This is a genomic window from Actinoplanes sp. NPDC026670 (assembly GCF_040638175.1).
GTDB lineage: Bacteria > Actinomycetota > Actinomycetes > Mycobacteriales > Micromonosporaceae > Actinoplanes.
Genome location: NZ_JBEZXU010000073.1, coordinates 1 through 13,054 on the forward strand (window position 1 = coordinate 1; position 13,054 = coordinate 13,054).

Genomic DNA, 13,054 nt, shown 5'->3' on the forward strand with positions numbered 1-13,054 from the left:
GGGGGGGGGGGCCGCCCGCCGCGCGGGCCCGGCCCCCCGCCCGCCAGCCGTCGCTCACCACTGGTATCCGGGGCGTTTTCCAGCGCTGAGCGACGGCTGGCGGTCGTGGCGGTGAGGCGGCGCCACAGGCGCGGGACGGCGTCGGTCAGGAAGCCGCCCAGGCCGTCCGGCAGCAGCAGGACCACCAGCAGCCAGCCGAGGGTCAGGACCGCCTGGCCGGGGATGTTCAGCGGGTAGAGCAGCGGCAACCCGACGATCAGGGCCGATCCGAGCAGCGCGCCGCCGGTACGGGCCAGACCGCCCACCACGGCGATCGCGACCACGTCGATGCTGGCGGCGGCCGGGAAGTTGTTGATGCTGAGCTGCGACTGGCTGAAACCGATCACGACACCACCGAGTCCGGCCAGGGCGCCGGCTACGGCGTACACCTGGAGTTTGCGCAGGGGCGCGGTGACCGTGAGGGCCCGGCCCGCCTCTTCGTTGTCGCGCAGCGCGAGAAGAAGGCGGCCGAAGCCGCCGCCGCCGAGGCGCGCGGTGACCCACCAGCCGAGGCCGAGCAGCAGCAGCGCGAACAGGTAGTAGTCGGTGGCGACGCTGACCGGGTAGTCGTGCCACACCGGATAGGGGACGTCCAGCCCGTCGCCGAGCAGCCACGGCTGGCGCAGCAGCCAGCCGCTGGTGGCCAGCGCGAACGCGAGCGTGGTGACCCCGAGCGCAACGCCCCGCAGCCGCAGCGCGGGGATGCCGACGAGGACGGCGGCAAGCGCTCCGGCGGCGCATCCGGCGACGACGCCGAGGAACATGTCGCCGGTGAGCACGGCGATCTGGACGGAGACGGCGGCGCCGATGCCGGCGAAACCGAACTGGCCGAGGGAGAGCTCGCCGGCGATGCCGGTCACCAGGATCACCGACAGCGCGACCAGGGTGTAGCCGCAGACGGTGGTGAGGATGGTCGCGGTCGCGTTGCTGACCAGGTAGGCGAGACCGACTCCACCGGCGGCGAGCAGCGCCAGGCCGATCTTCGCGGCCGTGGTGGGCGCCCGGCGTTCCTGGCGGGGCCAGGGGGCGGACTGTTCGTCGCGGCGGCCGCCCTGCCGCTGGCGCAACAGTGAGATCAGGATGGCCAGGCCGAGGACGACGTCGACGAAGCCGGCGCCCTCCCGGGAGAGCAGGATCTGTTCGAGGACGCCGACGCCGATGGACGCGCCGAACGCGATCGGCAGCGACGTCATCCGGGCGATGACCGCGCCGGCCAGGCCGCGGAGCAGCAGCTGCGGGCCGAGCGACTCGATCGACTGGACGCCCTGGGTGGGGGTGAGCAGGATGGCCGAGAACGCGGCGATGCCGCCGGCGACCGCCCAGGCGAGGGTCGCCATCCGGGGCGCGGGCACCCCGTTGACGGTGGCGGCGTCCGGGTGGTCGGCGGCGGCGCGGATGCCGATGCCGTACTTGGTGCGCCGCAGGAAGAACCCGAGCGCGGCCAGCAGCACCGGGGTGAGCAGCAGCATCGCGGTCAGCGACGAGCCGACGGCGGTGGTGCCGATGCTGAAGGCGGGCAGGCCCGGTGGTTTCGGGTAGGTGGCGCCGGAGAAGCTGTCCCGGGACACCAGCAGGGCCAGGACCAGGATGAACTGGGACAGGCCGAGGGTGGCGATCATGCCGATCACGCGGGGCCGACGGTAGAGACGGCGGACGACGACGATCTCGGTGCCGGCGGCGAGACCACCGGCGACGGCGACGGCGATCGGGAAGGCCAGCCAGTACGGCATGCCGGTGGCGAACCGCGCGAGGACCGCAGCGCCGAAGACGCCGATGGCCCCGTGCGCGAAGTTGACGAACCGGCTGGACCGGTAGACCAGCACCAGGCCGATCGCGAGCAGCCCGTAGGTGAGGCCGGTGAACAGCCCGACGGTGAGCCTGTCGAACCCGAAGTCGAATCCCCAGAGACTCATTCCGCCACCCCGCAGAACCAAAATCCGGACAAATCCGCGGCAATGAACGGCCGGAGGGAGTTCATTGCGCGTGACCCCCGAGAACCAGACGACGAGCCAGATCAGGCGATGCCCGCAGCTCGGCCGGGGTGTGCTCGGCGATGATCGTGCCGTGCTCCATGAACAACAGCCGGTCGGCGACCGACATGGCCACGTTCACCGACTGCTCGATCAGCAGCGTCGCCACGCCGACCGCGGCGAGCCGCCGGATCAGTTCGAGGAGGCCGCCGACCACGACCGGGGCCAGCCCGAGCGAGAACTCGTCGATGAGCAGCACGTCCGGCCGCTGGATGAGGGTCTTGGCGAGCACCAGCATCTGCCGTTCCCCGCCGGAGAGGGTGGACGCCGGCTGGTCGGCGCGGGCCCGCAGCCGGGGGAAGACGGCCAGCGCCCCGTCGACGGCGGTGTCCGGTTTCTCCTCGTGGCCCGGCACCGGATAGCAGTGCATGCGCAGGTTGTCACGGACCGACAGCGACCCGAACGCCTGCTGCCCGATGACCGTGCACATGCCGAGCTTCGGCCGTCGGGCGCCCGGCACACCGGTGATGTCGCGGCCGTTGAGGACGACGGTTCCGGCGCTCGGCCGATTCAGGCCGGAGATCATCCGGACCAGGGTGGACTTGCCGACCCCGTTGGGCCCGCACAGCGCCACGGTCTCGCCGCGGCGGACGGTCAGCCCGATGCCGAACAGCACCTGGATCGAGCCGTACCCACCGGACAGGCCGTCGACATGGAGAACGACGTCATTCACCAAGGGAGGCCACCTCACCCTGGTAGGTGAAGCAGGAGCAGCCGGTGTCGTACTTGAGCACCCGATATCCGGTGCCCGCGGCGTACCCGTCGGCGCCGATCGTCCCGCCGAACCCGCCGGCGGTGGTGAACTCGACGGAACGGGCGGCCTTACCCCAGGCCGCGGCGTTGAGATTCGGGCCGAGACCGGAAGCGGCCTTCTGGAGCAGGAGCGCGGCGTCGCAGTAGGTGAAGGCGACCCGGGCGTTCTCCCGCTTCGGGAACGAGATGCCGGCCTTGCCGAAGATGTCCAGACAGTTGCGTTCGGCGTCGGTGGCCGGGAACTCCAGCTGACTGTCGGGCACGTCGCCGGCCGGCGCGAACCCGATGCCGACCATGCCCTTGAGCGATTCCGGCGGCACGGTCCCCGGGTTGTTCACCATGAAGACCGGACTGTCGAAGGTGGAGATGCCGTACGTGGCGGTGAAGCTCTGCGCCTTGGCGCTGGTCATGAAGAACGGCGCGATCCGGGCCCCGCCGAGGAAGAACACCCGGTCGATCCGCTTGCCGCGCAGGTTGACCGCGGCCTGGGAGAGCCCGCTGTTGAGGGTGCCGAGGCTGGTCGTGTCGATCCACGAGACGGTGACCGTCACGCCGATCTCCTTCAGCCGGGGGACCACCAGCTTGTCGAAGATCGACTTGTTGGCCGGGGTGTCCGCGGCGATCAGGCCCGCCTCGGTGCGGCCTTCGAAGAACCGCTCCCGGATCAGCACGGCCAGGAACGACGTGGCGAACCTGTCGTACTCCGGGTAGGTCGCCGTCCACAGATAGGGGTCGAGCCGGGTGAACGTGTCCCGGTCGTCGGCGATCAGGGTGGCGTCGAGCATCAGCGTGCGCCGCTGGGCGTAGCAGGGCCGGGCGTTGGACTGGAGCTGGCCGGTCAGCACCACCGCGAACGCCTGGTCGTCCTGGGTGATCTGGCTGCACAACGCCGTCTCGGCAGCCGGGGAGTCCTTGCTGGCCTCGTACTCCCGGTAGACCGCCGCCAGCTTCCGGCCGGCGATGCCACCGTTCGCGTTGACGTACGCCTCGAGGGCTTTGACCTGCTCCTCGGGTTTTCCGACATCGGCGTTCTTGAAGCCGGTCATCGACGCGGTCGCGGTCAGATCGGTCCCGATGAAGACGACCTTGACGCTGTCGTCGGTGACGCCGGGGCCGGCCCCGGAGGACGGGACGGCCGTCGAGGCGCCCGGCATCAGGGTGCCGCAGCTGGTGTACGCGAGGACCGCGACCACCAGCACGGCCCCGATCCGGACCAGCAGTGGCCAGTCGATGCGCCAGGTGGTCATTGCTCCTCCTCGAAGAGGGAGATGTTCTGCGGGTAGCGGCGGGCCATCACATGTCCGAGCGCGTCGAGGTCGAGCACCGAGTCGCCGGTGTGCTGGGCGAGCTGGTTCTGGGCGAGCATGTGCCGCAGATGGTCGAGGCTGAGCTGGGCGCCGGCCATCCGGCGCAGCCGCCCGGCGCCCGGCGCGTCGTCGAAGACCAGGAACGCGCCGAGGCTGCCGAGCCGGACCACGGACGGCAACATGGTCCGGGTGGGATCGGCCCACGCCAGTTCGGAGCGGCGCCGGCGAAGCCGCCGCAGCACACCCCAGGCGATCAGCACCAGACCGAAGACGTTCACCAGGAGAAGCCCCCAGGGGTACGCCTGAAGCGTGACCCGTGCCTGGGCGAGGCCACTGACGTCGATCTGGATCACGTACCGGCCGAACGCGGCGAGCGGGATCTCGACCGGCACCTGAAGGGAGCGGCTCTGTCCCGGCCCGAGGTCGGTGATCGTCTCCCGGTAGAAGACGTTGTCGTCGCCACCCCCGCCGAGCCGCGCCTGCACCGTGGCGTTGACCAGCGTCGACGTGGTCGGGTTGCGGACCGTGTAGATCAGCGTGAGTTTGTCGGGCGCGCCGAACCAGGCGGCCGCCGTGCCGCCGGTGAGCCGCACGTCCTGCACGATCAGCTGGCGGACCGGGTCGGCGCTCTTCGGGATCTGCCCGACGGCGTGCCCGGTCAGCGTGATCGGCAGGTTGACGACGGCGTCGGCGTCGCCCTGGACCGCGGCGACGTGGATGACGCACGGGCAGGCCTTGGGCGGCGCGCCGACGGTCAGGTCGACGACGAACGCGCCGTCCTTGCGGACCGGGGTGGCCAGCGCGCCGCGGGTGTCGCAGGCGGCCGAGCCGGTGACGCCGCCCTCGCCGCAGGTGACGAACTGGAGCAGCTGGTTCGGTTCCCAGCCCTCGCCGGTGACCCGGATCTTCTCGCCGGGGGCGGCCTCGGTGGCCGACAGCCGGGCGACCAGCCCGCCGGCCTGGACCGGGACTCCGGAACCGAGCAGCGTCAGCAGCGTCACCGCGGCCGGCACGACAGCGCGTCTCATCCGGCGGCCACCAGCCCGCGCGGCCGGGCCCGGCGGCTGCGGATCCGGCGGCGGGCGCTCCACCAGATCCCGCCGATCAGCAGCACGATGAGGGCGACCCCGGTCCAGGACCAGACGAACGAGCGGGCGCTCTTCCGGGCGTAGACACCGCCGTCGGCTTTCACCACGACCGACGTGGTGACCACGTCGAACGGCCAGACCCCCGCGGCCCGCATGCTGAACCGGCCCTCGGCGCCGGGCACCATGTCGCTGGACGGGGACGAGCCGGTGGTCTTGATCTCGTGGCCGAAGAGGCCGGTCACCCGGACCGTAGCGGCCGGCATGAGGTGCACGTTGCCGACGTTGGCGACGGTGTAGGTGAGGTCGCCGCGCGCCGGGACCGGCAGCAGCGGCGAGTCGATGTCGACGTCCAGTCCGGACACCGACAGCCCCGGCACGACGGTGCCGGCGACCCGCAGGTAGACGCGGGCGCCGACGGCCCGCTGGATGCGCACGGTCGCCCCGGCGGCGTCGGCCGTGCCGCTCGGCACGGCTTCCATCGCGACGACGCCGCCGACGTGGTCGCCGGGGGTGGCCTGGGCCGGCACGGTGATGGTGAACGGGATGTCGGCGCTGGTCCCGGCGGGCACGGTGACGTTGCCGACCACCGAGCTGACCCAGGCGCCCAGGTCGACCTGCGCGCGGTCCTTGGTGCGCAGCGCGAACCCGCCGTCCTTGACCGTGTTGTACGCGTCGGCCCCGTAGAGCACGAACGACCGGGGCTCCTTGCCCAGGTTGGTGACCCGGACCGATTCCTGGATGGTCTGGCCGGGGCTCGCGTCGAGGAAGAAGTAGAGGCGCGGGGTGGGGCCCGGGTTCTTCGCCGGGGTCGGCGTCACCGCCCATTCGCCGTTGCCGGTGGCCGCGGCGGGCGTGGCGGGCGCTCCGATCAGGATCAGGATGGCCGCCGTCAGAGCAGCGAGAAGCCGCATGGCTGTCCTTCCGAGCGGTCAGGCGGATGGGTGAGGTTCGGCCGCTGGCGGGCGGCCGAACCCCTTACCGGTGGTGGGTCAGCTCAGCGTGAGCGTGAGCGTCGCCGTGTAGGTGCCGGCGAGTTGCAGCCCGGGCACCGCGAGAGCCAGCTCGGCCGAGGCGTCGAAGGAGCCGCCGGTGCCGGCGGTGTTCTCCGGGCCCTTGCAGAGCGTTCCGGCGTTGACCTTCTCCCCGGCGGCGCCGGCGGTCGCGGTCACGAGGTTGGTGGCCCCGGTGTGCGCGACGCACGAGGGCGTCCAGGTGAGGGCGTCGGCCGGGATGGTCCCGGCCGGCACCCCGGTGAAGTCGGTGACCTCGGCGGTCAGGTCCCACCCGAAGGTGCTGCCGCGGTAGTCGGTCACGTTGATCACCGGCAGGTCGGCGGTGGCGATCTGCGCCGTCCCGTTCAGGGTCACCCCGTCGAACGTGATGGCGCTGGAGCCGGACCCGCGGGACTGGGCCAGCGAGCCCGCGGTCACGGTCTGCGACAGCTCGTAGGTGAGGTCGCATTCCCCGTCGACGGTGCCAGTCGCGGCGATGCAGGAGTCCGCCGACGGGACCCATGCGGCGAGCGCGAAGAGCTGCCCCGACGACGCGCCGATCCAGGCGGTCGTGGGGTCGTTGACGGTGATCGAGGCGGTGATGCCGCCGGTCGCCGTCGCGGTGGTGGTGACCGCCGCGTCGGAGGTGGCCGGAGGCGGCGGCGCTCCGGTGAGCGCCTTGTAGCCGCGAACCGTGACCGTGCTGCCGGGGTTGAAGCTGGTGCCCTTGACGGTGACGACCGTGCCGGCGCCGCCGCCCGCGGGCGTGATGGTGATCGCCGGCGTGCCGAGGATCGTGATGGATACGAGAACGGTGTTGGTTCCGTCGCTGACCGCCACCGCCCGGTCGCCGGTCACAGCGCCCGCCGGAACCGCGATCGACCCGGTGCCGGCGCCGTCGGCCCCGGTCGTGCCGGTTCCGCTGCCGTCGCCCGTACCGCCACCGGAGGTGTCCGTCAGCGACGCGGTGAGCGACGCGTTCGGGGTGAGCCCGGTGACCGAGAAGTTGATGGTGTTGCCGGCCCGGGCGGCGGCGACGCCGGTCTGGCCGGTGATGGAGGTGATCGTCGCGCCGCCGTCGAAGACGGTGACCGGCTGGACGATCGTGGTGTCGGCCGGGGCCGCCTTGTGGTCCCGGTCGCCGGCTCCCGAGCAGTAGGTGGACGCCGTGGTGTTGGCGAACTTGATCTGCTTGACGGTGAGGTCGAGGGAGCCGACCGAGCCGGCGACGAACGAGCCGGTCGCGGTGAAGCCACCGAGCTTGGCGTAGGCGGCGACCGCGGTGGACGGGTAGTTGGCCTGGTTGAGCGTCACCGTGCCGGTCTGGGATCCGGAGATCCCGACGGTCACGAGCACCGGCACCGAGCCGGCGGTGAGCCCGACCGGGCCGTTGGTGGACCCCGCCGCCGCGGTGAACGACACGGTCACCGTCTGGCCCGGCTTCGGCGTGGCCGGAGACTGGGTCAGGGTGAACGTGTCGGACCAGACCGTCGCGGAGGAGCCGGTGCCGGCGTCACTGAAGTAGATCCGGCACCCGAGGGAATTGGCGGTCGGGCCGTACGCGGCGGCGGGCGCCTGGACGACTGTGACGCCGGCCAGGGCGGCTGCCGCCGCGATCAGGACCTTACGAACTGTGGGTTTCATGGTTGGTGCCGCGTCCCCTCTCTCGGATGGGTGCATCCCCGCCGCCGGGCGACGGTGATGTTCTAGCGCGCGGTACGCATCCAGTCTCCTTTCCGTTTCCCTAGTGGAAACGGCGTTTTCTTTCTGCGTGGGATCTATAAACTCAGTCCGCAACACTCATGTCAACCCACCGACCAGCCTTTTCCCGCCCTGCGATACAGCGTTTCCAGTTTTCGCAGGATGCCGAGTCAGACCTGAAACACCGCGGAAACCGGCCCACCGGACGCCAGCTCCCGCACCGCCGCGGACAGCGCGGCCACCGCATCGACGGGCATCGCACGACCCGCGTTGCCGGTGAACTTGCGGTCCACCTCGGCCGGGCTCAGCGGATGGCCCGGACCACCGCGCGAACTGTCCACCCGGTGCTCCAGCACCGCGCCCGACCTGGTCCGCACCCGCAGCACCCCAGCGAACGCGCGCGGGAACACCGCGGTGGCCGCCGGGTCGGCGTACATCCGCACCTTCGCCGCCAGTTCCAGGCGGCGCGGATCCAGCTCGGCGAAGTCGTCCAGGCCCACACCCAGCCCGCCACCGCCGGTCAGGGCCACCGCGAGGGTGTACGGGCCGGAGAACTTCGCGTGATAGCCGCTGCGCGGCCTGGCCTTCTCCGCGGCCGGCTCGGCGATCGTCCGCAACACCGGTTCAGCGACGCCGAGCTCGGCGCTCTCCACATCGTCCGGATCGAGGCCGGCCGCGCGCAGGGCCAGGGCACAGTCGATCCCGGCGTGGGTGAAATGATTCGAGGGGTACGGCTTGAACACCGTCCGCAGCAACTCCCACCGCTCCCCCAGCCCGTCGGTGACGGCCTCCGGGGTGAACCGGCCGGTGTGCGCCGTGAAGAACCCGAACCGGCCCTCCAGCACCGTCGGCGGCCCGGTCAGCCCCTCCGCGGCCAGGGTCGCCGCGACCACGCCGCCGTGCGCCGCCCAGCCGCAGTGGGCGCGTTTCACCGACCCGCCTGTCCGGTTCGCCTCCAGCACGCCGGCGCCCATCGACGCGGCGATCCCGATGGCGTCGGCGATCCGCGCGGCGTCCAGGTCGTACAGGCGGGCCACCGCCACCGCGGCGCCGATCGCGCCGCAGATCGAGGTGGCGTGCTGACCGCGTTCGAAGTACAGGTTCGCGCCGGTGTCCGGATCACAGCCGGCCATCCCGAGCCGGTTCGTCACCTCGATGCCTGCCGCGATCGCCGCGATCAGGTCGCCAGGCGCGCCCGCCTCGGCCGCGGCCAGGGCGGCCGGCACCACCGACGCGCTCGGGTGCAGCACCGACGGCAGGTGCGTGTCGTCGTAGTCCAGCGAGTGCGCGAGCACCCCGTTGACGAACGCGGCGTTCGGCGCCGGCAACCGGTCGCGGTAGCCGAGCACGGTCGCTTCCGGCACGCCGGCCCAGCGTCGCATCGCGGCGAGTGCCGCGGGTGCGGCGTCCGCGTCCTTTTCGGCGTACGCGGCCAGGCTGTTCCCGAGCACGTCGAGGATCCGGGTGGGCACGTCCGCACGGACCTGCTCCGGAGGGTCGACCTTCGCCGCGAACTCGCCCAGGACCTGCGCGAGCGGTCGGCTCACTGGACCACCGCCAGCGGGCGCACCGGTGAGCCGGTCGCCCCCACGAGCTTCAGCGGCGCGAGGATGAACTGGAACTCGGTCACGCCCGCGTCGGCCAGCTCGGACAGCAGCATCGTCTCGACGATGTTGACACCGGCCTCGACCAGCAGGATCCGGTGCACCGGCAGACTCGCGTGACCGGCGCCGGGCGCGATCCGCTCGTACGCGATCGTCTCCGCCCCGGTCACCGCGACTTTCCGGTTCACCAGCCAGCGCGCGGCCGCCTCACCGGGACCGGGGACCCCCTCGGCCGTACCGAGAAAGGCTTGTCCGTCGCCGAACCGCCGTGACCAGCCGGTCCCGATGAGCACCGCATCGCCGGGGTTGATCGGAAGGTCGCCGGCGGCGGCCGTGAGATCGTCGGCCGTCACCTCGTAGCCGGGCGGCAGGATCTCGACGCCGTGCACCTTCGCCACGTCGAGGAAGACGCCGCGGCCGACGAACGGCGCGAACTCGTCGATGCCGAGCCGGGCGAAGCCGGCGTCGGACTGCACGTCGGCGGCGACCACGCCGCCGTGCAGCAGGCCGTCCTGCGAGACGTGGGCCAGCGCGTCGACGTGCGTGCCGACATGCGTGCCCATCACCAGGATGTCGTTCGCGGCCGATCCACCGCCCGCCCGCACCATGTCGCCGTGCCGCCGGACCAGCGAATGGGTGTACGCCGGATGGTTCGGCGACTGTGGCATGCCCCGGCGCATCGGCTGCGCCAGATCGAATACCTTCATGGTTCAGATGACTCCTTCGGCCCTCAGTGCCGCCCGCTCCTGTTCGTCGTAACCGAGGCCGGCGAGCACATCGTCGGTGTCCGCCCCGCGCGGCCGGCCGGTCCAGCGGATCGAGCCGGGCGTCTGCGACAGGCGGTACAGCGGGCCGGGCATGCGCACCGGCCCGAGCGTCGGATCGTGCGCGGTCGTCACCGAGTCGCGCGCGATGAACTGCGGATCGGCGAAGACGTCCGCGATGTCGTAGACCGGGCCGATCGCGGCCTGCGCCTTCTCGAACTCGTCGGTCACCGTCTTCGCGTCCCGGGCGGCGATCCAGCTGCCGACCGCCTCGTCCAGGACGTCGGCGTGCGCGGCCCGGCCGACCCCGGTGGCGAACCACGGCTCGTCGATCAGCTCCGGGCGGCCGACCAGGCGCATCACCCGCTCGGCGATGGCCTGGGCGCTCGTCGAGATCGCCACCCAGCGGCCGTCCGCGGTCTGATACGTGTTGCGCGGGGCGTTGTTGACCGAACGGTTACCGGTCCGGCGTTGCACCTGGCCCAGCTGGTCGTAGACCATCGCCTGCATGCCGAGGACGGTGAGCATCGGCTCGACGATGGCGAGGTCGATGACCTGCCCCGGCTTGTCGTGGACGTCCCGGGCGTACAGCGCGGTCATGATCGCCTGCGCGGTGGTGATCGCCGCGATGCCGTCGGCCAGGCCGAACGGGGGCAGCGTCGGCGGGCCGTCCGGGTCGCCGGTGATGGCGGCGAAGCCGCTCATCGCCTCGGCGAGCGTCCCGAAGCCGGGCCTTTTCGAGTATGGTCCGAATTGTCCGTACGTGGTGACGCGCGCAATGATCAACTTCGGGTTGATCTCGTGCATCGTCTCTGGGCTCAGCCCCCAGCGCTCCAGGGTTCCGGGGCGGAAGTTCTCGATCAGCACGTCGGTTCGTTTCAGTGCTTTTTTCAGGACTTCCGCGCCTTTTTCATGGCTTAGGTTGAGATTTACGGTGTGTTTGTTGCGGCCCAGCATCGTCCACCACAGCGGGACGCCGTCCTTCGAGGGGCCGTGGCCGCGCGCCGGATCGCCCTTTGCCGGGTGCTCGATCTTGGTCACGTCGGCGCCGTAGTCACCGAGGATCGTCGCGGCCAGGGGTCCGGCGAACAGGGTCGACGCGTCGATGACGCGTACTCCCTCGAGGGGGCTGCGCATGCCACACCCTAACCGCTCTGTTCCATTAAGGGAAACCTCGTTACTGTGTGCGAAACAGTTGTGCGCACGGAGGTCGCCTGATGAGCCGTTACGATCTGCTGGTACGCGGAGGCACCCTGGTCGTGCCCTACCTGGGAACAATCCGGGCCGATCTGGCCACCAAGGACGGCAAGGTCGCCGCGATCGCCGTCGACATCCCTGTGGACGAGGCTTCCTCAGTCGTCGACGCCACCGGCAAGCTGGTCTTCCCCGGCGCCGTCGACGCCCACTTCCACCTGGGCATCTACCGCCCGTTGCCGGTCGACGCAGCCGAGGAGACCCGCTCGTCACTGGTCGGCGGCGCGACGACGGTGCTGTCCTACTTCCGCACCGGCCAGCACTACCTCAACAAGACCGGGGCATACGCCGACATCTTCCCCGAGGTGCTCGACGCCGTCGCCGGCCACGCCTGGACCGACTACGGCTTCCACCTGGCGCCGATGGACACCGCCCAGGTCGGCGAGGTGTCGTCACTGGTCGAACAGAGCGGCGTCAGCAGCTTCAAGTACTACATGTTCTACAAGGGCTTCAACCTCTCGGCGAACTCCCGGGACGCGAAAGCCTTCACCATGAGCGACGAGTACGACCTGGGCCACCTCTACCAGCTCATGGAGGCGGTGGCCGCCGCCAACGCCGCCACCGACCGTCGCGTCTCCCTGTCACTGCACTGCGAGCAGGCCGAACTGATGCGCCTGTTCATCGACCGGGTCCGGAAGAACGGCGACCCGCAGACCCTCAAGGCGTACTCCGACGCCCGCCCGCCACTGACCGAACGCGTCGCCATCGGCGAGGCCACCACCCTGGCCCGCGCCACCGACTGCGCCATCAACCTGCTGCACCTGTCGTCAGGCGAGGCCCTGGCCGCCGCCCGCGAGGCACGCGCCGCGATGCCCGAGGTCGACATGCGCTTCGAGGTGACCCTGCACCACCTGTGCCTCACCCACGACGAGTTGGACGCGCAGGGTGGCCTGGGCGGCAAGGTGAACCCGCCGATCCGCACCCAGGCCGACACCGAAGCCCTGTGGGCGGGCGTCGTCGACGGCACCGTCGGCTGGGTCGCCTCCGACCACGCCTGCTGCCTGGAGGAGGAGAAAGGCGACGAGTTGTGGCCGGCGCTGCCCGGTTTCGGCGGCACCGCGCTGCTCTACCCGATCCTGATCAGCGAGGGCATGCACAAGCGGGGCCTGTCCCCGGCCCGGGTCGCCGAACTGGTCTCGGCCAACCCGGCCCGCGCCTACGGCCTGGACGGCCGCAAGGGCAACCTGCTGGTCGGGTACGACGCCGACCTGACCATCATCGACCCCGACCTGGAACAGGAGGTCACCACCGACCTGCTGCTGTCCGGCCAGGACCACTGCCCCTTCGAGGGCCGCAAGGTCCGGGGCTGGCCGGTCGCCACCATCCTGCGGGGCCACGTGGCCTACCAGAACGGCAAGGTCCTGGGCACCCCACAGGGCACCTTCATCGCCCGCTGACCGTGCTGGGTGGCGTCGAACTCGGATCCGGCGCCACCCGAGGAGCCCGGCCGACTGGCTCGTCAAGCGAGGGACAAGACCGTTTCCGGACACCACACCCGCATCCGGCTAGGGCACAATGGTCG

At 71.2% G+C, this 13,054-nt stretch carries 10 protein-coding genes; 1 reads left to right on the top strand and 9 read right to left on the bottom strand.

The window, feature by feature from the left end; all coding sequences use genetic code 11:
• The 9 genes from AB0E94_RS43550 to AB0E94_RS43590 form a co-directional block, all read right to left on the bottom strand.
• A partial coding sequence (locus AB0E94_RS43550; RefSeq protein WP_360339323.1) for an ABC transporter permease occupies positions 1 to 1,952 on the bottom strand: 1,952 nt, incomplete at its 3' end.
• A 61-nt stretch (positions 1,953 to 2,013) separates the two neighbouring features.
• Complete coding sequence (locus tag AB0E94_RS43555) at positions 2,014 to 2,742, bottom strand: ABC transporter ATP-binding protein (RefSeq protein WP_360339326.1); 729 nt, start codon at positions 2,740 to 2,742, stop codon at positions 2,014 to 2,016.
• The gene (locus AB0E94_RS43560) at positions 2,735 to 4,069 is read right to left on the bottom strand and encodes an ABC transporter substrate-binding protein (RefSeq protein WP_360339329.1); all 1,335 of its coding nucleotides are present in this window, start codon (positions 4,067 to 4,069) and stop codon (positions 2,735 to 2,737) included. The genes AB0E94_RS43555 and AB0E94_RS43560 overlap by 8 nt, the downstream gene beginning before the upstream one ends.
• Positions 4,066 to 5,157, bottom strand: a complete 1,092-nt coding sequence (locus AB0E94_RS43565) for a hypothetical protein (protein WP_360339332.1) — start codon at positions 5,155 to 5,157, stop codon at positions 4,066 to 4,068. Before AB0E94_RS43565 ends, AB0E94_RS43560 begins: the two co-directional genes overlap by 4 nt.
• Entirely contained in the window at positions 5,154 to 6,128 is a 975-nt protein-coding gene (locus AB0E94_RS43570; RefSeq protein ID WP_360339335.1) for a DUF916 domain-containing protein, read from the bottom strand. The genes AB0E94_RS43565 and AB0E94_RS43570 overlap by 4 nt, the downstream gene beginning before the upstream one ends.
• A 78-nt stretch (positions 6,129 to 6,206) precedes the next feature.
• Entirely contained in the window at positions 6,207 to 7,853 is a 1,647-nt protein-coding gene (locus AB0E94_RS43575; RefSeq protein ID WP_360339338.1) for a hypothetical protein, read from the bottom strand.
• Between the two features lie 227 nt (positions 7,854 to 8,080).
• A complete protein-coding gene (locus AB0E94_RS43580; protein ID WP_360339341.1) occupies positions 8,081 to 9,457 on the bottom strand; it encodes an MmgE/PrpD family protein in 1,377 nt (458 codons plus the stop codon).
• Positions 9,454 to 10,221: a cyclase family protein gene (locus tag AB0E94_RS43585; RefSeq protein WP_360339344.1), complete on the bottom strand. Its 768-nt coding sequence runs from the start codon at positions 10,219 to 10,221 to the stop codon at positions 9,454 to 9,456. The genes AB0E94_RS43580 and AB0E94_RS43585 overlap by 4 nt, the downstream gene beginning before the upstream one ends.
• Before the next feature lie 3 nt (positions 10,222 to 10,224).
• Positions 10,225 to 11,415 carry a CoA transferase gene (locus tag AB0E94_RS43590; protein ID WP_360339347.1) on the bottom strand — a complete coding sequence of 397 codons (1,191 nt, stop codon included), beginning with the start codon at positions 11,413 to 11,415 and terminating at the stop codon, positions 10,225 to 10,227.
• Between the two features lie 80 nt (positions 11,416 to 11,495).
• Between AB0E94_RS43590 and AB0E94_RS43595 the strand changes: the two genes are divergently transcribed.
• Positions 11,496 to 12,929 carry a dihydroorotase family protein gene (locus AB0E94_RS43595; RefSeq protein WP_360339350.1) on the top strand — a complete coding sequence of 478 codons (1,434 nt, stop codon included), beginning with the start codon at positions 11,496 to 11,498 and terminating at the stop codon, positions 12,927 to 12,929.
• Positions 12,930 to 13,054: the final 125 nt, after the last annotated feature.

What these genes read in the sequence shown, in the direction of transcription:
- AB0E94_RS43595 (WP_360339350.1), top strand. Translation starts at nt 11,496, where the DNA reads ATGAGCCGTTACGATCTGCTGGTACGCGGAGGCACCCTGGTCGTGCCC.
- AB0E94_RS43585 (WP_360339344.1), bottom strand. Translation starts at nt 10,221, where the DNA reads ATGAAGGTATTCGATCTGGCGCAGCCGATGCGCCGGGGCATGCCACAG.
- AB0E94_RS43575 (WP_360339338.1), bottom strand. Translation starts at nt 7,853, where the DNA reads ATGAAACCCACAGTTCGTAAGGTCCTGATCGCGGCGGCAGCCGCCCTG.
- AB0E94_RS43560 (WP_360339329.1), bottom strand. Translation starts at nt 4,069, where the DNA reads ATGACCACCTGGCGCATCGACTGGCCACTGCTGGTCCGGATCGGGGCC.
- AB0E94_RS43590 (WP_360339347.1), bottom strand. Translation starts at nt 11,415, where the DNA reads ATGCGCAGCCCCCTCGAGGGAGTACGCGTCATCGACGCGTCGACCCTG.
- AB0E94_RS43565 (WP_360339332.1), bottom strand. Translation starts at nt 5,157, where the DNA reads ATGAGACGCGCTGTCGTGCCGGCCGCGGTGACGCTGCTGACGCTGCTC.
- AB0E94_RS43570 (WP_360339335.1), bottom strand. Translation starts at nt 6,128, where the DNA reads ATGCGGCTTCTCGCTGCTCTGACGGCGGCCATCCTGATCCTGATCGGA.